This is a genomic window from Tessaracoccus sp. (assembly GCF_016714275.1).
Taxonomy (GTDB): Bacteria; Actinomycetota; Actinomycetes; order Propionibacteriales; family Propionibacteriaceae; genus Arachnia.
Genome location: NZ_JADJNP010000001.1, coordinates 1,110,409 through 1,130,577 on the forward strand (window position 1 = coordinate 1,110,409; position 20,169 = coordinate 1,130,577).

Annotated in this window: 23 protein-coding genes; 10 read left to right on the plus strand and 13 right to left on the minus strand. The window is 70.0% G+C overall.

Annotation, left to right across the window (positions count from 1 at the left end; genetic code table 11):
• Window positions 1-4 precede the first annotated feature (4 nt).
• Window positions 5-1,264, plus strand: a complete 1,260-nt coding sequence (locus IPJ61_RS05145; protein WP_297103823.1) for a beta-ketoacyl-[acyl-carrier-protein] synthase family protein — start codon at window positions 5-7, stop codon at window positions 1,262-1,264.
• Here IPJ61_RS05145 and IPJ61_RS05150 read toward each other — a convergent pair.
• The 5 genes from IPJ61_RS05150 to IPJ61_RS05170 all read right to left on the minus strand — a co-directional run bounded on the left by IPJ61_RS05150 (window position 1,261) and on the right by IPJ61_RS05170 (window position 5,251).
• Window positions 1,261-1,764: a DUF3145 family protein gene (locus tag IPJ61_RS05150; protein WP_297103824.1), complete on the minus strand. Its 504-nt coding sequence runs from the start codon at window positions 1,762-1,764 to the stop codon at window positions 1,261-1,263. The two genes, IPJ61_RS05145 and IPJ61_RS05150, sit on opposite strands and share 4 nt — an antisense overlap.
• Before the next feature lie 147 nt (window positions 1,765-1,911).
• Window positions 1,912-2,697 (minus strand): polyphosphate polymerase domain-containing protein, encoded by a 786-nt coding sequence (locus IPJ61_RS05155; protein ID WP_297103825.1) that lies wholly within the window; start codon window positions 2,695-2,697, stop codon window positions 1,912-1,914.
• Window positions 2,697-3,284 (minus strand): DUF4956 domain-containing protein, encoded by a 588-nt coding sequence (locus IPJ61_RS05160; protein WP_297103826.1) that lies wholly within the window; start codon window positions 3,282-3,284, stop codon window positions 2,697-2,699. Before IPJ61_RS05160 ends, IPJ61_RS05155 begins: the two co-directional genes overlap by 1 nt.
• A 100-nt stretch (window positions 3,285-3,384) precedes the next feature.
• A complete protein-coding gene (locus IPJ61_RS05165) occupies window positions 3,385-4,626 on the minus strand; it encodes a sensor histidine kinase (protein ID WP_297103829.1) in 1,242 nt (413 codons plus the stop codon).
• A 4-nt stretch (window positions 4,627-4,630) separates the two neighbouring features.
• On the minus strand, window positions 4,631-5,251 hold the full coding sequence (locus IPJ61_RS05170) for a response regulator (protein ID WP_297103831.1): 621 nt from the start codon (window positions 5,249-5,251) through the stop codon (window positions 4,631-4,633).
• A gap of 195 nt (window positions 5,252-5,446) precedes the next feature.
• On the opposite strand from IPJ61_RS05170, the gene IPJ61_RS05175 reads away from it, so the two are divergent.
• Window positions 5,447-7,342 (plus strand): S9 family peptidase, encoded by a 1,896-nt coding sequence (locus IPJ61_RS05175; protein WP_297103833.1) that lies wholly within the window; start codon window positions 5,447-5,449, stop codon window positions 7,340-7,342.
• Here IPJ61_RS05175 and IPJ61_RS05180 read toward each other — a convergent pair.
• The 4 genes from IPJ61_RS05180 to IPJ61_RS05195 are packed head-to-tail and all read right to left on the minus strand — an operon-like array spanning window position 7,339 to window position 11,394.
• Entirely contained in the window at window positions 7,339-8,271 is a 933-nt protein-coding gene (locus IPJ61_RS05180; protein WP_297105534.1) for a VWA domain-containing protein, read from the minus strand. The two genes, IPJ61_RS05175 and IPJ61_RS05180, sit on opposite strands and share 4 nt — an antisense overlap.
• 20 nt (window positions 8,272-8,291) lie before the next feature.
• Window positions 8,292-9,254, minus strand: coding sequence for a VWA domain-containing protein (locus IPJ61_RS05185; RefSeq protein WP_297103835.1), 963 nt, complete (start codon window positions 9,252-9,254; stop codon window positions 8,292-8,294).
• Window positions 9,254-10,276 carry a DUF58 domain-containing protein gene (locus IPJ61_RS05190; protein ID WP_297105537.1) on the minus strand — a complete coding sequence of 341 codons (1,023 nt, stop codon included), beginning with the start codon at window positions 10,274-10,276 and terminating at the stop codon, window positions 9,254-9,256. Before IPJ61_RS05190 ends, IPJ61_RS05185 begins: the two co-directional genes overlap by 1 nt.
• A 59-nt stretch (window positions 10,277-10,335) precedes the next feature.
• Complete coding sequence (locus IPJ61_RS05195; RefSeq protein ID WP_297103836.1) at window positions 10,336-11,394, minus strand: AAA family ATPase; 1,059 nt, start codon at window positions 11,392-11,394, stop codon at window positions 10,336-10,338.
• A 121-nt stretch (window positions 11,395-11,515) separates the two neighbouring features.
• Here IPJ61_RS05195 and IPJ61_RS05200 point away from each other — a divergent pair, with 121 nt between their 5' ends.
• From IPJ61_RS05200 to IPJ61_RS05210, 3 genes are all read left to right on the plus strand, one after another.
• Window positions 11,516-12,451 carry a hypothetical protein gene (locus IPJ61_RS05200; protein ID WP_297103838.1) on the plus strand — a complete coding sequence of 312 codons (936 nt, stop codon included), beginning with the start codon at window positions 11,516-11,518 and terminating at the stop codon, window positions 12,449-12,451.
• Window positions 12,452-12,460: 9 nt separating this feature from the next.
• Complete coding sequence (locus IPJ61_RS05205; protein WP_297103840.1) at window positions 12,461-12,997, plus strand: YdeI/OmpD-associated family protein; 537 nt, start codon at window positions 12,461-12,463, stop codon at window positions 12,995-12,997.
• Window positions 12,998-13,086: 89 nt separating this feature from the next.
• Entirely contained in the window at window positions 13,087-14,061 is a 975-nt protein-coding gene (locus IPJ61_RS05210) for a threonine dehydratase (protein ID WP_297103841.1), read from the plus strand.
• Here the strand turns inward: IPJ61_RS05210 and IPJ61_RS05215 are convergent.
• The 4 genes from IPJ61_RS05215 to IPJ61_RS05230 all read right to left on the minus strand — a co-directional run bounded on the left by IPJ61_RS05215 (window position 14,045) and on the right by IPJ61_RS05230 (window position 16,709).
• Window positions 14,045-14,971: a VOC family protein gene (locus IPJ61_RS05215; protein WP_297103842.1), complete on the minus strand. Its 927-nt coding sequence runs from the start codon at window positions 14,969-14,971 to the stop codon at window positions 14,045-14,047. The two genes, IPJ61_RS05210 and IPJ61_RS05215, sit on opposite strands and share 17 nt — an antisense overlap.
• Before the next feature lie 73 nt (window positions 14,972-15,044).
• On the minus strand, window positions 15,045-15,521 hold the full coding sequence (locus IPJ61_RS05220) for a CoA-binding protein (RefSeq protein WP_297103843.1): 477 nt from the start codon (window positions 15,519-15,521) through the stop codon (window positions 15,045-15,047).
• A 150-nt stretch (window positions 15,522-15,671) separates the two neighbouring features.
• Complete coding sequence (locus IPJ61_RS05225) at window positions 15,672-16,058, minus strand: MmcQ/YjbR family DNA-binding protein (protein WP_297103845.1); 387 nt, start codon at window positions 16,056-16,058, stop codon at window positions 15,672-15,674.
• 3 nt (window positions 16,059-16,061) lie between these two features.
• A complete protein-coding gene (locus tag IPJ61_RS05230) occupies window positions 16,062-16,709 on the minus strand; it encodes a GyrI-like domain-containing protein (protein ID WP_297103848.1) in 648 nt (215 codons plus the stop codon).
• Between the two features lie 32 nt (window positions 16,710-16,741).
• Here IPJ61_RS05230 and IPJ61_RS05235 point away from each other — a divergent pair, with 32 nt between their 5' ends.
• The 5 genes from IPJ61_RS05235 to IPJ61_RS05255 all read left to right on the plus strand — a co-directional run bounded on the left by IPJ61_RS05235 (window position 16,742) and on the right by IPJ61_RS05255 (window position 20,168).
• Complete coding sequence (locus IPJ61_RS05235) at window positions 16,742-17,482, plus strand: EI24 domain-containing protein (RefSeq protein ID WP_297103850.1); 741 nt, start codon at window positions 16,742-16,744, stop codon at window positions 17,480-17,482.
• Window positions 17,483-17,623: 141 nt separating this feature from the next.
• Entirely contained in the window at window positions 17,624-18,595 is a 972-nt protein-coding gene (locus IPJ61_RS05240; protein ID WP_297103852.1) for an arsenic resistance protein, read from the plus strand.
• Between the two features lie 5 nt (window positions 18,596-18,600).
• Entirely contained in the window at window positions 18,601-19,056 is a 456-nt protein-coding gene (locus tag IPJ61_RS05245; RefSeq protein ID WP_297105540.1) for a helix-turn-helix transcriptional regulator, read from the plus strand.
• Window positions 19,057-19,066: 10 nt separating this feature from the next.
• A complete protein-coding gene (locus tag IPJ61_RS05250) occupies window positions 19,067-19,477 on the plus strand; it encodes a VOC family protein (RefSeq protein WP_297103854.1) in 411 nt (136 codons plus the stop codon).
• A 22-nt stretch (window positions 19,478-19,499) separates the two neighbouring features.
• Window positions 19,500-20,168: a YdeI/OmpD-associated family protein gene (locus IPJ61_RS05255; protein ID WP_297103856.1), complete on the plus strand. Its 669-nt coding sequence runs from the start codon at window positions 19,500-19,502 to the stop codon at window positions 20,166-20,168.
• Window position 20,169: the final 1 nt, after the last annotated feature.

Sequence of the window (20,169 nt, forward strand, 5' to 3'; positions counted from 1 at the left end):
CCACATGTCTCGCACCGTCGTCATCACCGGATTCGGCGCGTTCACCCCGCTCGGCACCGATGCCCCCAGCACCTGGGAGGCCATGCTGGCAGGCAAGAGCGGCGTGCACACGCTGCAGCAGCCGTGGGCAGCGGACCTGCCCGTCACCTTCGCCGCGGAGGCTGCCGGTGATCCCGTCGAGCGCCTGGATCGCGTCGCGGCGCGCCGGCTCGACCGCAGCTCCCAGCTCGCGCTCGCCGCGGGCCTCGAGGCCTGGACCGACGCCGGGCTCGGCCTGGGCGAGGACAACACCGTCGATCCGTACCGTCTGCTGGTCAGCGTCGGCACGGGCATCGGCGGCCTGCACACCCTGCTCGGGCAGTGGGATGTGCAGAAGGAGAAGGGTCTGCGCCGCGTGTCGCCCTTCACCATCCCCATGCTGATGTCGAACGCGCCCGCCGCGAACCTCGGCCTCACGTTCGGCGCCGCCGCCGCCGTGCACGCCCCGGTCAGCGCCTGCGCATCGGCCAATGAGGCCATCTCGCTGGCCTACGACCAGATCCAGCTCGACCGCTGCGACATCGCGGTCGTCGGCGGCACCGAGGGAGTCATCCATCCGCTGCCCATCAACGCGTTCGCGCAGATGCAGGCGCTCAGCCGCCGCAACGACGACCCCGAGCACGCCTCGCGTCCGTGGGACACCGGCCGCGACGGGTTCGTGCTCGGCGAGGGCTCGGTGATCATGGTGATCGAGTCTCTGGAGCACGCGCAGGCGCGCGGTGCGAAGATCTACGGCACGCTCGCCGGCGCCGGGATCAGCAATGACAACCACGACATCGTTCAGCCTGAGCCCACCGGCCGCGGCCAAGCGCAGGCGATGATCAAGGCGCTGCGCTCCGCCGGGCTGACGCCGTCGGACATCTCCCACGTGAACGCGCACGGCACATCGACGCCGCAGGGCGACGTCACGGAGGCGGGTTCGATCGCCGCCGCGCTCAGCGACGCCGTCGACAACGTGGTGGTGACATCTACCAAGTCGATGACGGGCCACCTGCTCGGTGCCGCGGGTGCCGTCGAGACGTTCGCGACCGTCATGGCGCTGAAGAACCGTCTGGTTCCGCCGACGATCAACATCGAGAACCTCGAGCCCGGCCTCCCGATCGACGTCGCCGCCAACGCGCCTCGTCAGCTGAAGGACGGCGACCTCGCGGCCCTGAACAACTCCTTCGGCTTCGGCGGCTCGAACGTCGCCATCGCGGTGACGAACGCGAACGTGAGCCGCTAACCGACCCTGTGCAGCCAGCGGACGGGCGCGTTCTCGCTCGCGTAGCGGAAGACGTCGAGTTCCTCGTCCCAGGGCGCGCCCATCAGGCGCTCCAGCGCGCGACGGATCGGCTCGCCACCGAGGGCGTCGGTGGCGATCGCGTGCCGCAGCCTGTCCTCCGGGACGAGCACGTCGCCGTGGACGCCGACGACCGCGGCGAACGCGCCCAACGTGGGCGTGTAGCAGTAGCGCTGGCCGTCTGACGACGCCGTCGGCTCCTCGGTGACCTCAAACCTCAGCGCCGAGAGCCGCGTGAGCGCGGACGCCAACGCAGCACCGGTGCCTGCCGCTCCCGTCCAGGACCATTCGGCGCGCCGGGTGCCGGGCTCGGCCGGCTGCGCGGACCAGGTCAGGCCGGCGGCGGCGCCGAGAACCGAGCCGATCGCCCACTCGATGTGCGGGCACAGCGCTGCCGACGCGGAGTGGACGAGGATCACGCCACGCGTCGTGGATGCAGTCATGGGTTGTACCTCCTGGTTCGGCCGGATTGCCTTCCCCTGCGATCCGCTTGTCCAGAAGTGCGGCCCATTCTGCCAGGGCTTCCCAGCCGACACCACCCCAGCCACGTCGGGCCCTGGCCCACATACGTCCGCTGTTCGCCACCTGGTTCAGGAGGCCCTCATGAGCTCGGGACTCCGCGCCGCGAATGCGCCGCGGAGGATCCGTGCCCAACGGTTGCGAGGTAGGTCCGGTCGGAGGGCGGCGAGCCCCGTGGCGAACTTGCTGACGGAGACGGGGCGGTGGCCCGCGCGCCAGAGGAGACGATCGGTGACCGATGTCGCGCTGAGCGACTTCGTCTCGACGATGGCGAGTCCCGGCAGGTCGAGGGTCGCCCCGTCCGGCAGGCTCCACGCGAGGTCCGTGTCGACGGTGACACGACCGGCACCCCCGGGTGCCAGGAGCGTGCTGCGGTCGTAGGTGGTGCGGATGACGAGAAAAAGTTCGTAGGCCAGGCCGCCGCCCAGGCCGAGGCGCGTCGCGGCGTCGGCCAGGTAGGCCCGGGCGTCGAGGGTCAGCCGGTCACGGCCGCCGTCGTACGGGATGCGCTCCTTCACGGTCACGCCGGACGCCCCGCACGACTTCACCTCCAGGAAGGTGGCGCCGGAGTCGACGTAAGTGCGCGTGCGGACCTTCATCCTCACCCGGCGCTGGTGGGCGCTCATCCGGAAGCTGATCCAGTCCGCGGTGTCGAAGTAGACGGTCTCGTAGCGGGCGGCCAGCGCGCCGTCGATCTGGAGGGCCTCCGTCGAGGGATCGAGGCGGAGCAGGAACTCCTCCGCCTGCGCGGGCGTGAGCAGGTACTTGCGGTCGATGCGGGTGAGCATCTCCGCCTGGGCGACGAGGTCGTCGAGACCGATGGGCCGGAAACGCCCCAGCGGAGCCAGCGCCCCCATCAGGCGGCCCGCCTCAGCGCCACCGGCAGCGTGGAAACGCGGGGCCTCGTGTAGCGCACCTCGACGAGGGTTGTGTCGTTGACGAGGTTGACCTCCTTGACGTCCAGCGCGGTGACCGGCAGCCCCAGCCTCGCTTCGGCCTCTCGGCACAGCTCCCTCTCGTCCATGATGGCCCGGTCCAGGCGCACGAGCTGCGCGCGGCTGCGGCTCAGCAGCTTCGGGTGGTCCGCGGCGAACATCACGAGGAGGACGAGGCCGATGAGCATCGTCGGCACGGTGAGCGCCGTGTGCGGAAGGCCCGCGATGAGCCCGATGGCCAGCGCCGAGAAGTAGTAGGCGACCTCCCGTTGCCCGATCTCGGACGACCTCAGCCGGATGATCGACAACACGCCGAACAACCCGAGTCCGAGGCCGGTGCCAACGGCGGACCCGGCGAGCACGATGGTCACCGCCAGCACGCCGACGTTGACGCCGAGGAACGCAACGAGGAGATCCCTCCGGTGGTGCCTGCGGTAGTACAACGCGAAGGCGAGAACGGCGACGGCCGCGAGGTCGAGGCCGATGAGGGCCAGCTGGATCGTTGTCATGGTGGTTCATTCCTTCTCGTCGAGTGATCTGAGAAGGAGTCAATCGGTCCGACCGGTGCGGCCAGTGTGGGACCGCTGTGTGTTCCCTGTGAACGCCGTCCTACGCTCGGGGGACCCGGAAGGTCGCGGTCGTGCCGGCTTCGCCGCTCTCGATGTCGAGGGTTCCACCGGCACCGTCCAGCGCCCATCGCACCAGGCGGAGGCCGTGATGACCCTCCGGCTTCCCCCTCGGGTCGAAGCCGACACCGTCGTCGGACACGCGAACCTCGACGGACTCGCCGACGTCGCTCAGGTCGACCGTCACGAGGCGGGCGCCGGAGTGGATGAGGGCGTTACGGAGAAGCTCGGTCGCGCACTGGTACACGAGGGTCCGGGTCGGTCCCTTCAGTTCGACCAGGCCGTCCCCCCTGACATCGACGGTGGCCGCATGGCCGGGCAGCGATGCCGCGACCGAACGCAGCGCCTCACCGAGGTCACCCTCCTCTACGGAGAGCGGATCGAGATCGTCGAGGAGGCCTCGCATGCGCGACACCTGGTCCCGCACCTGTTCCGCGGCCTCCTGCCCGTCGTGCTCCAGCGTCATGCCGAGCACGGCGAGCTCCTGGATGGGACCGTCGTGCAGAAGGCGCGCGAGCCGCCGGCGCTCCGTCTGAGAGGAGGCCAGCATCTCCTCTGCCAGCTTCCTCCTCCGCGCCTCCGCGCGGGCGTGGTTGCGGGCAAGACGCAAGGCCAGCGGCAGCGTCAGCGCCATCAGCAGCACAGGGCCGCCGACGGCCAAGGGCAGCGAGCCGGCCACCAGCTCGAGCACCCGCTGGTTGAGCGTCGACACGAGGTACAGCTCCAGCGCCGCCAGGTTTCCGTCCTCGTCGCGGAACGGCTGGTAGACGGCGTCGGCGTCGGCGTCGCCGCGCTGCTCCGTGCGGTGGGCCTCATCGTCGGGAACCGGCACGACCACCGGTTGCCACGTCTCCAGCGCTCTCGCCAGCGCCGGGTTGATCGGCACCTCGATGCCGTCGATCGCGGCGAGGTCCGAGTAGACGAGCCGCGCGGTCCCCGGCTCCACGATGCGCCAGATCTTGATCCGGTAGACCGTGCCGTCGGCAAGGAGCGCGGCAACCGTGCGGTCCAGCCGGTCCTGCACCGCCGGCGACGTCGGGTGCTCCAACTCGTCGACGCGCAGCGAGGTGATCACCGCCTCGCTGAAGTAGCGGGATGCCGCCCGCGCCTCGTGCTCGGCCTCATGCCGGGCCGCCCACCATGCCGCGGCCGTGCTGGCCCCCGTCACGGCGAGGAGAACGACGAAGGTCGAGACGAGGAACTGCCACAGGGGTCGGCGGCTCATCTCGTCACGAACCGCCGACGCGCACGAGGCCGTCCCTGGCCGCGATCGCCACCGCCTCGAGTTGCGACCGGGCGCCGAGTTTCGCGAGCAACGCCTTCACGTGATCGCGCGCCGTGAAGGGACTCAGCCCGAGTGCGCGGGCGATGTCCTGGACGTGATGTCCCTCTGCCAGCAACTCCAGCACCTGCGTCTCGCGGCGCGAAAGTCCCCTGGCCGACATTTCCCTTCCCCTGCGGGCCAGCTGTGGGTCGCGGGCAGGCTCAGCCGGGGACGCGTTGCGCAGCGCAGCCAGGAGGTCGGACAGTCGGCCGTCCTTGCCCAGGTAGCCGACGGCGCCCGCCTCGAACGCCGCGCGTTCGCGGTCCGGTCGCGGCCGGGCGGTCAGCAGGAGTACCCGCAGTTCGGGGAGGATCTCGCGCAGCGTCGTCACGAGTTCCACGCCGTCGCCCGAGGGCAGCTGCGCGTCCAACAGCACCGTGTCCGGCCGCAGGGCAGCAGCCTTGGCGAGCGCGGAGCCGACGTCGTCGGCGACCCCGACGCATTCCAGGTCGGGCTCCGCCGTGACTGCCTTGGCGATGAGTTCGGAGACGACGACATGGTCGTCGACGACGAGGACGCGACGCACTCCGCCTCACCTCCCCTTCGACGAATCCCCAAGTCCCAGGCCAACCAGCCTGTTAGGCAAGCGTAACCTTGCCGAATAGGGCTGCCGTACTTCTCGGGCGGATGACTGCTGGTTGTGCCACTCCCCGGTGGTTGGCCGGTCACCCGCGCGAAGCGCCGGGGCCAGCTCAACCAGCTGTGGCCATAGGCTGTCCCCATGGCACGCTCCCTCGACTCCGTCCTGCACTACCCCGACGCGATCGCGCAGGTGCGCGCCGTCGGCGACGACGTCTACTGGCTGGCGACCATCGCCGCCGAAGATGGCAGGACGACGGTGCGCCGACTCATCGATGGCGTCGCCGAGGACCTGACCCCGGCCGCGAACGTGCGCTCGCGCGCCATGGAATACGGCGGCGGCGCGTATGCCGTCGACGGCGCTCGGCTGGCCTGGTGCGACGATGTGACGAAACAGGTCTGGGTCCGCGACGCGCACGGGGAACGTCCCGTGACGCCCGCCGGCACCCGGTTCGTCTACGGCGGGCTGTGCCTCGCCGACGACGTGCTGCTCGCGGTGCGCGAGGACCACGACGCCACACCGGAGGCGCGGACGGAAATCGTCGCGTTGACGCTGGATCCGGGACTTTTCGACGCAGTCGCGGTCGACGTCGTCGACGCGCCTGGCTCAAGGAACGATGGCGGGCGCGTGGTTGCGAGCGGAGCCGACTTCTACGCGGGCGTGGTGACAAACGGCAACCGTGTGGCATGGATGCAGTGGGACCACCCGAACATGAGCTGGGATACCTGCGCGGTCTGGGCCGGAACCGTTGACGGCTCTGAAGCCGCCGCGCCCGTCTACCGAGCCGACGGCGTTGCGGCGAACGACCCCATCTGGCTGCCCGACGGTCGGTTCGCCTTCGTGTCCGACGAGGGTGGCTGGTGGAACTGGCGGATCGACGACGGCCCCGTCCAGGAGGCGGCCGTCGACTGCGCGCCGCCCACCTGGGTGCTGAATCCCGCCACCGCGGTGGGCCTGCCGGACGGCCGCGTCGCCACCGTCGTCTATCGCGAGGGGCGCGGCGAGCTGGGGCTCTGGTCGCCGGACTCCGGCGCGCTCGACTTCCCGCTGCCGGGCACTGCGGACATCGAGTCGGTGGCCGCCGCCGGCAACCGCCTGTATGCCGTCGCCCAGTGGCTCGACCGCGACGCGACGCTGGTCCGGGTCCCCCTGCCCGACGAGCCCGGCGACGTCGCGCGTCTCGACGCGCCCGAGCCGGAACCCGACGTCCTCGCCGGGCCTACCGTCGGAGATCCCGGCGCCGCGCTCCCCGAGGCCATCTGGGCCGACGGCGCCGCCGGTCCCGTGCATTCGTGGCTCTACCGCCCCGCCACCGACAACCCGCCGCTGATCGTCCTCACCCACGGCGGGCCGACGGCAATGGCGCGCTGCCTGTACGACGCCACCGTGCAGTTCTGGGTCTCGCGCGGGTTCGCCGTCCTCGACGTCAACTACTCGGGCTCGACCGGATTCGGGCGCGCCTACCGCGACCGGCTGCGGGAGAACTGGGGCATCCTCGACGTCAGCGACACCGTCGCCGCGGTCCGCGCCGTCACCGCGTCCGGCCTCGCCGATCCCGCCCGCGTGGCGATCACCGGCGGCAGCGCCGGCGGATACACGACCTTGCGCTCGTTGACCTCCACCGACGTCTACGCCGCAGGCGTGTCGCGCTACGGCATCGGCGACCTCACGACGCTGGCCACGGACACGCATAAGGCGGAGTCGCGCTACCTCGACGGCCTCGTCGCGCCCTGGCCGGAGGGCCGCGCCGTCTACGAGGACCGCTCCCCCATCAACCACCTCGACAAGCTCGCCACCCCGATGCTGATCCTGCAAGGCACCGAGGACAAGGTGGTGCCGCCCAACCAGGCCGTGCAGATGGCCGACGCCGTCCGTGCCGCCGGCCTGCCCGTGGCGCTGGTCATGCTCGAGGGCGAGGGCCACGGCTTCCGAGCGATGGCGACCCGCCGCCGCGCTCTCGAGGCCCAGGTGTCGTTCCTGGAACAGGTCCTCGGCCTCCCCGCGAGCCCCGACGTGCCGAGGCTCGAGATCAGTTAGGGCCAGCGCGCGCCCAGCGAGATGACGCCCAGGGCGGCGAGGACGGCGAAGATGATGGCCAGGCCGGCGTAGCGGTCCGTGATCTCGTCGGGCACCTGCTCGGTGCCGACCGAGCGCCGGATCGCCTGGTAGACGTCCGTGAGCTGGCCGCTCGATTCGGCGGCGTACTTCTTGCCGCCGCTCAGCCTGGCGATCTCGCTCAGCTCGTAGTGGTCGACCGCAACGCGCTGACGCTGGCCGTCCTGGACGACGAAGCCGTTGTCCGTGCCGTACGCGATCGTGTAGACCGGCACGCCCTGACTCTTCGCCTTCTCCGCGGCGCCCGCGGATGAGCGGCCGATGTTGGTGGCGCCGTCGGACAGCAGCACGACGGCTCCCGGGGCGGGCTCGTCGTCGCCGCTCAGATCCGGCGGGGTCAGGAGCAGCGCGTCGAGGCTCTTGTAGACGCCCTCGCCGACCGCGGTCGACGGCGCGAGCTCCAGCGCGTCGACGGCGCGGTCGATCACGCCGCGGTCCACCGTCGGGGGCACCACGACCTGCGCGGTGCCCGCGAACGTCACGAGCGCCACGTTGAAGCGCTCCGGCAACGAGTTGATGAACGTCTTGGCCGACGACTGCGCCGCGGTGAGGCGGTCGGGGTCGACGTCCTGGGCCTCCATCGACCAGGACACGTCGATGGCGACGACCACCGTCGCGCGGTCGCGCGGCTTGTCGACCAGGTCCATCGGGATGGCCCATGCCACGATCAGCGAGGCCAGGCTCAGCAAGGCAAGCAGCACGGCCCCGTGGCGCTTCCACGCGGCGTCCCTGGGGACGACCAGCCGCAGGCGCGAGCTCATGGGGCGGTGGACCGTACGCCCGGAGAGCACGACGTAGAGCACCGCGATGATGGGGATGATCGCCAGCGCCCAGAGCCGGTTGGGGATCATGAACTCGAGCGCGAGGGGGATCACCGCGGCCACCTCGCGGCCATGAAAACGGCGCCGAGCGCGGCGACGACGGCGAAGCCGAGCGCGACCGCGGCGTAGGTCGCCGTGATCGGCTTTCGCACGGTCTCGTAGCCGATCACCGAGCCGACCTTCTTGTAGGCGTCGTCGAGCGAGGAGATGTCGTCGGCCGACACTGCCTCCGCTCCGGTCGTCGTCGCGATCTGCCGCAGCGTCTCCCGGTCCGGGGCCACGTTCTCGCGGCGGCCGTCGACGTCGACGAACCCGTTGTCTGTGCCGTACGCGATGGTGAAGACGGGGATGCCGCGCTCGCGGGCCACCTTCGACGCGGCCGACGGCGCCGGGCCCTCGGTGTTCGTGCCGTCGGAGAGCAGCACGATCATCGCGGGCGCCTCCTCGTCGTCGTCGCCCTTCGGCGCCTGATCGACGGCCTTCATCGCAGCAGTCAGCGCGTCGCCGATCGCGGTCCCGTTCTCCAGTTGCAACGCCTCGAGCGCCCGCTCGGTGGCGCCGCGGTCGGTCGTCGGCGGGATCGCGATGGTCGGGTTGCCGGACATGCCGACCACCGCCACGTTGAACGTGCTGGGCAGCGCTCGGAGGAACGCCAGCGCCGCCGACTTGGCCGCGGCCAGGCGGTTGGGCTCGACGTCGACCGCGGACATGGAAAGCGACGTGTCGACGACAACGACGACGGTGGCCCGCTCGCGCGGCTCCTTCTCGCTTCCCAGCGGGTTCGCGTAGGCGAGGCCGAGCGCGATCAGCGACGCCAGCGACATCGCGACGAACAGGTGCCGCGTCCACCGTCGCTGCGCCCCGACGACGCGGCCCAGCACGCCCGTGTTGGTGTAGCGCAGCGCGATCCTGCCCTTCAACCGCAGCAGGATGATGTAGGCGATGATCAGCACCGGCAGGAGGACCAGCGTCCACAGCCGCTCGGGGTTTTCGAACTCCGGCCACCAGGACATCACTTGCTCACCCCCTGCGGAGGCTGGTGCAGCATGCCGGCGACGCGGCGGTAGTTGAGGACGAAGCGGGCGATGTCGGCGACCCAGTCGCGGTCGGTGCGGAGCTGGATGTGGCCCGCTCCGGCGCGACGCAGCGCGATCTTGATCCGCTCCCGTTGGGCGCGCGTGGCCGCGTCCATCCGGCGGCGCGCGGCGTCGTCGGAGGTGTTCACGTAGCGGGAGAAGGAGGTTTCCGGGTCTCGGATGAGCATCTCGCCGACGTCCGGGAAATCGAGTTCGTGCCGGTCGATGACCTCGACGCACAGCACCTGGTTGCGCACGGCGAGCCTGCGGATCGCGCGCTCCCACGGGGGTGGGACGTCCGGGTCGAGTTCGGCGTCGCCTGCGGTCAGGAAGTCGGACACGACGACGCGCATGCCGCGACGGCGCTGCGAGCGGGTGAGCTGCTCGATGCCGTCCGCGAGCTCGAGCGTGCCGGGCGCGTGGTCCGGGACGATGGGCTCGGTCAGCATCTTGCGCAGCAGCCCGTACAGCGCGGTGCGGCCGGAGCGCGCGGGGAAGCGCTTGACCTTGTCGGGAAGCATCAGCATGCCGCCGAAGCGGTCGCCCATCTTCTGGCTCAGGAAGCCGATGGTGGCGATGGCGGCGATGCCGAGGTCGCGCTTCGTTATGCCCTCGGTCCCCCAGTTCATCGACGGCGTGACGTCGAGCAGCGCCCAGACCTCCAGCTCGCGGTCCGCCATGGTGTCGCGGACGTGCGGCACGGTCGTGCGGGCGGTGACGGCCCAGTCCATGCGGCGGACGTCGTCCTGGCCGGGCTGGTAGACGCGCGCGTCGTTGGTGTCCGAGCCGGGGCCGGGCAGGAGGCCGAGGTGATCGCCGTGGAGGAAGCCTTCGAGGCGCCGGACGATGGTGAGCTCGAGTCGTCGGAGCGCGGCCTCGGGGGCGAGCTTGTTGAGGGGCACCGTCGGACCCTTCGGCTCGCGCAGCACCGACCATTCGGCCCCCTCGGGCCCAGGCATCGCCAACGGCGGCCCCTTCGGGGGGCCGTCGTAGGTGAATCCGGGCTGGGCCATCTGACCTAGCCGCGACCGGGCTGGTGCGCGTGCTGGCCGTGGCTCGCCTGGCGCTGCTCCTGGTTCCACACGGGCGTGGGCGCGGGCACCATCGCGAGGATGCGGTCGACGACGTCGGTGGTGAGCACGTTGTCGGCGACGGCGTCGAAGCCCAGGACGATGCGGTGCGCCATCACGTCCTTTGCCACGGCCTGGACGTCGGTGGGCAGCACGTAGTCGCGGCCGTTGATCAGCGCGAGGGCACGGGCCGCGGCGACGAGGCCCAGCGTGGCGCGTGGCGAGCAGCCGATCTGGATGACGCCGGTCAGGTCGGGCATGCCGAAGTCGGCCGGGGTGCGGGACGCGAGCACGAGGCGCACGATGTACTCGGCGACGAGGTTGTGCACGAACACGTTGCTTGCCATGTCCTGCAGGTGCCGCACGACGACGGGGTCGAGCACGCGGTTGGCTTCCGGCGGCGAAACGCTCATCCGGCGCAGGATCTCGAGCTCCTCGTTGCCGCGCGGGTAGGGCACGTCGACCTTCACGAGGAAGCGGTCGCGCTGCGCCTCGGGCAGCGGGTAGACGCCCTCGGACTCGACGGGGTTCTGGGTCGCGATCACGATGAACGGCTTGGGCGCCGGATAGGTCTTGCCGCCGATCGAGACCTGCTTCTCCGCCATGAGCTCGAGCATCGCGGACTGCACCTTTGCGGGGGCGCGGTTGATCTCGTCGGCAAGCACGAAGTTCACGAAGACCGGGCCGAGCTCGATCTCGAAGGACTCGGCCGACGCGGAGTAGATGCGCGTGCCGACGATGTCGGAGGGCACGAGGTCCGGGGTGAACTGGATACGCGCGAAGTCGCCGCCGACCACTGTCGCGAACGACCGCACCGCCAGCGTCTTCGCGACGCCCGGCACGCCCTCCAACAGGCAGTGCCCCTTGGCGAGCAGCGCCACCATCAGCTGCTGCACCATGTGTTCCTGGCCGACGATGACGCGCTGCACCTGGCTGATGGCCTGCCCCAGCAGCTTCGCCGCGTCGGCGACGGTCGTCGGCAGCTGGGCATCGGGCGTCGTGCTCACGCGGTCTCCTCGGGTTCTCCTGGGACGGGGTCCGCCGCCAACGATAGCGCCCCGCCCCCAGCGTCCCCGGGGACGCGCCACGCCGCGCGGGGTGCTTGCGCGATGTGGTTCGATGGGGGCGATGAGCAGCGACGACGAGATCAGCGTCTCGGAGGGGCAGCCGGAGGCGGCCCCTCTCTTTCCGCTGCTCGATGACGACCCCGTGAAGGTCGGCGACTTCTGGCTCGACGCGCGCGTCGCCTCCACACCCGCGGGCACCGCCTTCGTCGCGCACGAGGACGGCGGGGACGCCACGCTGCTGATGCTGCTGTCGGCAGGCGCGGCGGCGGACCCTGCGGCGCGTTCGCGGTTCTCCGGCGAGATCAACGCCATGCACATCGACACCGTCGTCGCCCGCGGTGGGCAGGACCAGGACGAGGGCCTGATGCAGGTCCGGTTCCGCGGCGAGACCGACGACCCGACGCTCGACGGGCACGCCCCGCTCGCGCCGTGGGTCGCGCTGGCGTTCGACGGCTCGGCCGCAGCCGCGCACGAGGCCGAACGCGTGCTACAAGCCATCGACCTGTCGACGGCGCCGCCGCTGGGTCCGCCGTCGGGCCCCGACTACCGGCTGCACTGGATCGACGACACAGCGCACGGCCCCACGCGCATCTGGCCGCTGGCTTGGCCGGGTCGCGGAGATCGGGCGAGCTGGATCACGATCCTCGTGTCGTTCCTGCTGATGGCGCTGGTCGCCGCGCTCGCCCTTCTGCTGGCCATCCTGGTGTTCCAGAACCAGCCGCTGGTCAACGCCCCGCAACCGATTCCCTCCGCCGGTGGCGGTTCCGGCTCTGGGTCACCCCAGTCCGGGGGCTCAGGTTCGGGCTCGCCGCAGCCTGCCTCGCCGTCGCCGGGCGAGTCCGGGCAGGGTGGGTCTCCGGAGCCCAGCGGCTCCGGCGATGCCGGCGGCTCCCCGGGCGGCGACAACGGCGGCCCGTACTCGCACTCGCCGTCGATGAACATCCCGAGCGGCAACCAGTCGGGCCCGAGCGACCCTTCGCCTAATCCGAAGCTCTAAGGAGATCCCATGCCTGCCTCCCCCTCCACGGTTCGTTTCGAAGGCATCCTTGACCTGATCGGCGACCGCACGATCCTGCGACTGCCGGAGTCGGCGAGCGCCGCCCTGCCCTCGCGGGGTCAGGTCGCCGCCGTCGGCACCATCGGAGGGCACGCCGTCGAGACGGTGGTCGAGCCCGACGGCCGCCGCGGTCACTGGCTGGCGATCGACGACGCCCTGGCCGCTGACCTCGGCGAGGACCCCGTCGAGGTCGAGCTGACGCCCATAAAGGACTGGCCGGAGCCGTCGGTCCCCGCCGATCTGCAGGCGGCGCTGACCGAGGCGACGGACCTCGCGGACACCTGGGACGACATCACGCCCATGGCGCGCTGGGAGTGGGTGCGCTGGGTCGGCGCGACAAAGAACCCGGAGACCCGCGAGCGTCGCGTCGAGGTGAGTATCGACAAGCTGCGCAAGGGCAAGCGCCGCCCCTGCTGCTTCGACCTGTCCTCCTGCACGGACCCCGAGGTCTCTACGAGCGGCAAGCTGATCACCCCCGCTGGTTGAGCCAGACCCCGCGCGAAGCGCCGGGTCCGTGGTCGTTACCAATGACCGCACACGTCCATGGACCCAACCCCCGCCCTAAGATGCCGACCATGCCCAACTCCTCCCTCCCCACCCTTTCCGACATCGAAGCCGCGGCAGAGGTCGTGTACCGGGAGTTTCCGCCGACGCCGCAGTACCGGTGGGCGTTGCTGAGCGAGCGCTTGGACGCGGACTGCTGGGTGAAGCACGAGAACCACACGCCTGTCGGGGCGTTCAAGATCCGCGGCGGCCTCACGTACTTCGACCGGCTCGCGCGGAACGCGGAGCTGCCGGCCGAGGTGATCAGCGCGACGCGGGGGAACCACGGACAGTCCATCGCCTGGGCGGCGCGCAGGCATGGTGTGAGGTGCACGATCGTGGTGCCGCACGGCAACTCGGTCGAGAAGAACGCGGCGATGCGCGCTCTGGGCGCGGACGTGGTCGAGCACGGCGACGACTTCCAGGAGGCGCGGGAGCATGCCGGCGCCCTCGCCGTCGAGCGCGGCGCGCACATGGTGCCGAGCTTCCACGCCGACCTCGTCGGTGGCGTCGCGACCTACTGGTGGGAGTTCTTCCGCGCGGTGCCGCAACTCGACGTCGTGTACGTGCCGATCGGACTCGGGTCCGGCGCGTGCTCAGCGATCGCGGCGAAGCTGGCGCTGGGGCGGGAGATGCGGATCGTCGGCGTCGTGAGCAGCCATGCGACGACGTACGCGGACTCGATCGCCGCCGGATGTGTCGTCGCCTCTCCAGTCAGCACGGAACTCGCCGACGGCATGGCCGTGCGCGTCGCCGACCAGCAGGCCCTGGACATCCTGATCCCACATCTCGACCACGTGGTGCAGGTCACCGACGCCGAGGTGGGCGACGCCATGCGGATCCTGTTCACCGACACCCACAACGTGGCCGAGGGTGCGGGCGCCGGCGCGTTCGCCGCGGCGCTCAAGGAGCGTGCGTCCCTGTCCGGCCAGACCGTCGGCGTGACGATGACCGGAGGCAACGTCGACGCCGACGTCTTCGCCCGCGTCCTCAGAAATCCGCGATGATGAGCTTCTTCATCTCCAGCATGCGCTCGAAAGAGCCGGGGCGGGCCATCAGCTCGGCCATGTTCATCGGCACGATCTGCCAGCTGACGCCGTAGCGGTCCTTCAGCCAGCCGCACTGCTCCGCGTCGGGGACGACGGAGAGGGCGTCCCACAACCGGTCGATCTCCGCCTGGTCCTCGCACTGGACCTCCAGCGATACGCCCTCCGAGAAGGCGAACGCGTGGTCGGCGCCGAAGTCGGTGGCCATGAACCACTGGTCGCCGACCCGGAACTCGCCGTAGGCCAATGCCTCCGCGCTCGCTGGGCCCGTCGGCACGCCGTACGGGAAACGGTTACCGACGGCGGCACCTCCCGGCAGCGAGGAGAACAGCGAGACGTAGAAGTCCGCGGCTTCCGCGGCCTTGTCCTGGGCCGGACCGCCGAACATGAGCGCGGGAACAACGAACGGCCGCGGCTCGCCTGCCGGGTCGGTGAGCATGAGCTGCCAGTTGACGCCGTAGCGGTCCTCGACCCAGCCGTAGCACTTCGCGAACGGGTACTCGCCGAGATCCATGCGGACGACGCCGCCGTCGGCGAGGGCGTCCCAGGTGCGGTCGAGGGTGATCGTCGCGGACGCGACCGCGTCCGGGGACGATCCGCCGAACCGCGCGGGATCGAAGTTGAGCATGAATGAGATGGCGGGCGTCGGGCGGAACTCACCGCCCGCGTTGATGAGCGTGAGCTTCGTGCCCGACACCCAGACGGTGACGGTCAGCGGCAACCCGGCGAACTCGCGCTGGAAGTCGAGCAGGCCTTCGTGGGGATAGCGCGACTCGACCTCGAACTCGGTGTCGGGGAGTGCGTCGGCGTAGAACGCGCCCATCTCCTCGGCGTTCTTCGTGCTCCAGATATTCGGAACGATCCTCTGCATGGCGTTCTCCTTCCACCTGCCAGTATTCGCCTCTACCGGGGGCAGCCACAAGGCATGCGGAGTCTCAAGAGCGCTACACCTGTCGCGGCACCTTGCCCGTCATCTTCATGACCCGGCACATCATCTTGTGCCCGCCGTCGGATACCGGATCGAACATCAGCGGGCAGCCGCCGTCGATCACGGTGATGCCGTGCTCACGTCCGTAGTCTGCCGCCTCGTCCGAGACGCTGCCGCCGCCGAACGAACGGTGCATCCACACCTGGTCGATGCCGAGCGACGCGGCCTCAACCATGGTCTGGCGCGCCCGTTCCGGGCGCGTGCCGATGACGACGGCCTCGACCCCGCCGGGGATGGACGTCAGGTCCGGGTACGCGTGATCGCCCTCGATCTCCGTGGCGTGGGGATTGACCGGGAAGACCTCATAGCCGCGTTGCTTGAGTCGGTCGTAGACGGCGTTGCTGCCGTGTCCTTCGGGGTGCCGGGAGACACCCGTTATTGCGATGCGTCGGCACGCCAGGAAATCCTTGGCGGCCGACTCGATACTGGTCATGTCGACCCTCCCTCCCTACCAATGTAGACCCCGCCTCGCGCGCGTCTCCGCCGGGCCGGGTCTATCTCAGCCGCCGCTGTGAGGCCGCGTGTGATCAGCCGCGGAAGGTCGTTCGCTCGGCGGATCGCGTGCTGGCGGGCGTCGTCGGCGTTAGGGAAGCTGAGCGACGAGCCGCGCGGGAGCGGTGTTCCGGTAGGACTCCTCGAAGAGCTCGGCGATCTCGATCCAATCCGTGTCGTCGGTTAGGCGCAGCCCGATCCAGCCGAACGGCCCGATGTAGCCGGGGACGTACACATCGTCGCGGTCCAGCAGGGAAAGCCGCTCGTCCTCCGGCAGGAGCACGCAGACCGACTGTCGCACGCGGTGCCACCCGTCGTCGTCCTTGTACGACATGCCGTACCAGGCGAAGACCTTCTTCGTATAGAAGGTGGCGTGCCCGACCGACACCTTCTCGCTCGCTCCGGGGAACGCGAGCGCCAGCTCCCTGACCCGGGCGAGGACGGGATCGGTGGGGTCATATGCCAGTTCGTGCGCCATGCCTCAGCTTCCCACGGGCTGGCGCAGGATCGTGCGCAGTTTCTCCGGAGCGGTGCGACGGGGGTCGCTGAGGTAGATCTCGTGATGCCGACCCGTCATGTGCAGGCCGTTGGCGGGGATGAACTCGTCGTGCATGCGGGCGAGGACGGGGCCCTCGTCGTCGAAAGAGCCTACGTGCAGCGTCTGCACGCACCGCCCTTCGGACAAGGTCTCCAGCCGGACCTGCCCGAGCCACGACGGCGCGTCCTTCGCCCCTGCCTGGGCGACGGCATCGTCGACCTCCTCCTGCCCGAGCCAGTCAGGCGTCAGGATCATCATGGTCCACCGCCACTGCGACTTGTTGCGGGACAGGAAGGACGCCATGTCGTCGGCCCACCACAGGCCTTCCAGCGGGCCGACGACATAGTCGCGGCCGAGCCCGCGCGCACTCGCAAACTTCAGCTTGTACGCCACGGGGTACAAGGCGGCGAGCGCGTGGGCGTAGTCAGAGGACGTGTTCGGGTCGCCATGTCCGTCGATCATCAGATACTGCAGCTCCGGCAGATCGACGACGCGGAACTCACCTTGCCGCGCGCGGTACCCGTCGATGGTCTTCTTGAAGTCGATCTTTTCAGCCATGGCGTCCCGGCTCGACGGCGAGCCGCTCCTCATGTCCGATCCTAGACCGCCTCTACCCTTGAGGAATGCTGAGTGAGATCTTCGCCGGAGCCGGGCTGCTGCTCGGCGGGTTCGGGATGTGGAAACGGCGCCGTCGGACGATGGCGCTCGGGCTCGTGCCCGCGGCCATCGCGTTCGCCGTCCTCGCCGCCGCGCTGACCGCGTGGGGCGTGAGCCTCCCCCGCGTCGTCGACTGGTCGACACACTTCGCCGATGGCTGGGCCGACTGGATCCAGGTTCTGCTGCGGCTCACGCTCGGGATCGTGCTCTTCGGCGCCGCCGCTGCGCTGGCCGTGGTCACCTTCACGGCGCTCACGCTGGTCATCGGCGAGCCGTTCTACGAGCGCATCCACCGCGAGACCGAGGAGGTCCTCGGCGGCCCACAGCCCAGCGGATCAGTGAGCCTGGGGCGTGCGGTTGTCAGCGCCGTCGGGTTCGTCGCGCGCGGCGTCGGCGTGGCGGTGATCGTGGCGGTGCTTGGCTTCCTCCCTGTGGTCGGCGGCGCATTGGCCGCGGTTGTCGGCGTGGTACTCACCGGACGCCTGCTCGCACGCGAACTGATGGCCCGCGCGTTCGACGCCAGAGGTCTCGACGACTCTCGCCGCGCGCAGCTCATCGCAGCCGGCCGGTGGCGCGTGCTGGGCTTCGGCATCGCGACACAGCTGTGCTTCCTGATCCCGCTGGGTGCCGTCGTCACGATGCCCGCCGCCGTCGCCGGAGCAACCATGCTCTCTCGCGAACTCATCGACCGGCGCGAACACACCTGATACATGGGCTTCATGGATTTTTGACGCACATCGGCGCCTCTGGTGCTCAACAGAGCACAGGAAGGGCATCCGTGCGTCATTCCTCCATGGAGCCGCGGATAAGCAGGTCGCAACGGGGTTGGAAAGGGCGGAATCGCAGCGATGCAGACGCTAGGTGAGCGGTTGGAGCGGCATCAGGTGCCCCTGTACCTGGCCGCGCTGCTCGCCGGGGGCACGATCGGGTTGGCGGTGCCGGGTTTTGCGCAGCCGGCGGAGGCGGCGATCAACCCCGTGCTCGGCCTGCTGCTCTACGCGACGTTCCTGGGCGTGCCGTTCGCGCGGATCGGGCAAGCGGTCCGCGACTGGCGCTTCCTCGCCACCGTCCTGACGGTGAACTTCGTCCTCGTGCCTGTCGTCGTCTTCCTGTTGTCGCGGCTCGTCGCTCACGATCAGGTGCTCCTCGTCGGCGTGCTGTTCGTGCTGCTGACGCCCTGCGTGGACTACGTGATCGTGTTCACGGGGATAGCGGACGGCGCGAAGGACAGGCTGCTCGCTGCGGCGCCGCTGCTGATGCTGTTCCAGATGGCGCTGCTGCCGGGGTATCTGTGGGTGTTCGTCGGCGCGGAGATCGTCGCCGCCGTCGACCTCGCGCCGTTTGCGAAGGCATTTCTGGTGCTCATCGCGCTGCCGCTGGCGGCGGCGGGCCTCACGCAGCTCGCCGCCGCGCGCACGCAGTGGGGTGTCCGCGCGCAAAAGGTCGTGTTGGGCGCGATGGTGCCGTTGATGATGCTCACGCTGGCGGTGGTCGTGGCGTCGCAAATCGCGGGTGTCGGCGCACAGTCCGGTTCGCTGCTGCTGACCGTGCCCGTGTACGTGGCGTTCGCCGCCATCATGGTTCCCGTCGGCATGGCCGCGAGCAGGCTCGCCGGGCTCGACGCGCCGGGACGCCGCGCGATCGTGTTCAGCGGTGCCACGCGCAACTCGCTCGTGGTTCTCCCGCTGGTGCTCGCCCTCCCCGACCGCTTCGCGCTCGCCCCGCTCGTCGTCCTCACCCAGACACTCGTCGAATTGGTTGTCATGGTGATCTTCGTCCGGCTGATCCCCTGGCTCATCCCCATCCCCGAGGAGGTGTGAGCGCAATGCCCGGCAAGTCCGCAGCCGACGACAAGGCCGCCCGCGAGCGGCAGAACATCGTCGCGATCCGGCGGGTCAAGGACAGGATCGACCGCGAGTACGCCGCGCCGCTGAACGTCGAGCAGCTGGCCCGCGACGCCTTCATGTCGGCTGGTCACCTGAGCCGGGAGTTCCGCCGGATCTACGGCGAGTCGCCGTATCAGTACCTCATGACCCGACGGGTCGAGCGGGCGATGACGCTCCTCAGGCGTGGTGACCTCAGCATCACCGACATCTGCTTCGCCGTCGGCTTCTCGTCCCTCGGCACGTTCAGCACCCGGTTCTCAGAGCTGGTCGGTGTGTCGCCTTCCGCCTACCGGGACGACCCCTCCCGCGCCATCGAGGGCATCCCACCCTGCCTGGCGAAGCAGGTGACGAGACCGGTCAGGAATCGAGAAGCGCGGGGCGGGTCGGCGTCGTAGCGTTACCGACATGTTCATCACCATTCACTACGCGTTCCTCCCCCACACCGACGCCGAGGCCGCCCTCGGCTTCTACCGTGACCTGCTCGGCTTCGAGGTCCGCCAGGATGTCGGCTACCAGAACATGCGCTGGATCACCGTCGGCCCTGCCAACCAGCCGGAGACCGGCATCGTCCTGACGCCGCCCGCGGTCACCCCCGGCATCACCGCTGAGGAGAAGGAGACCATCCTCGCCCTGATGGCGAAGGGCGAGTTCGCCGGCATCACGCTGGCCACCGACGACCTCGACGGCCTGTTCGAGAAGCTCGCCTCCGCGGGGGCCGACGTCGTCCAGGAGCCGATCGATCAGGACTACGGCGTCCGCGACTGCGCGTTCCGCGACCCGTCCGGCAACATGATCCGGATCAACCAGGCCGGCTGACGGCGCCTGGCAGGATGGCGTCATGATCGGACGCCATGGCGGGACCCCGGAACGGCCCGCGCTCTTCTTCTCGGACGCAGCAGAGTTCCGTTCCTGGCTGGAGGCGAACCATGCCACGGCCACGGAGTTGTGGATGGGGCTGTACAAGAAGCACGTGCCTGATCGGGGTCTGACCTGGGACGACGCGGTGCCGGAGGCGCTGTGTTTCGGCTGGATCGATTCGGTCGCGCAGCGCATCGACGAGGACGCCACCCGGCAACGTTGGACGCCGCGGAAGAAGACCTCGAACTGGAGCAACGTGAACGTCGCTCATGTGGAGCGGCTCATCGCGGAGGGCCGGATGACCCCGGCCGGGCTGGCAGCCTTCGAGGCCAGGGAGGCGGCGAGGACCGGCATCTACAGCTTCGAGCGCGACGATCACGCGTTCACCGCGGAACACGCGGCGCTGCTCGCGGCCAACCCTGACGCGCAGCGCTGGTGGGACGCCGCGACGGCGACGTACCGGCGCATCGCGATGAACTGGGTGTCGTCGGCGAAGCAGCAGGCGACGAGGGATCGGCGGATGACGCAGCTGATCGAGGACTCCGCAGCCGGCCGGCTGATCCCCAGCCAGCGTTACGGCGAGGAACCGGTCTGGGTCGCGCGCAACCGGGCCACCTTTGGCCTCGGGCCCACGTCGGACGCCTCTTGAC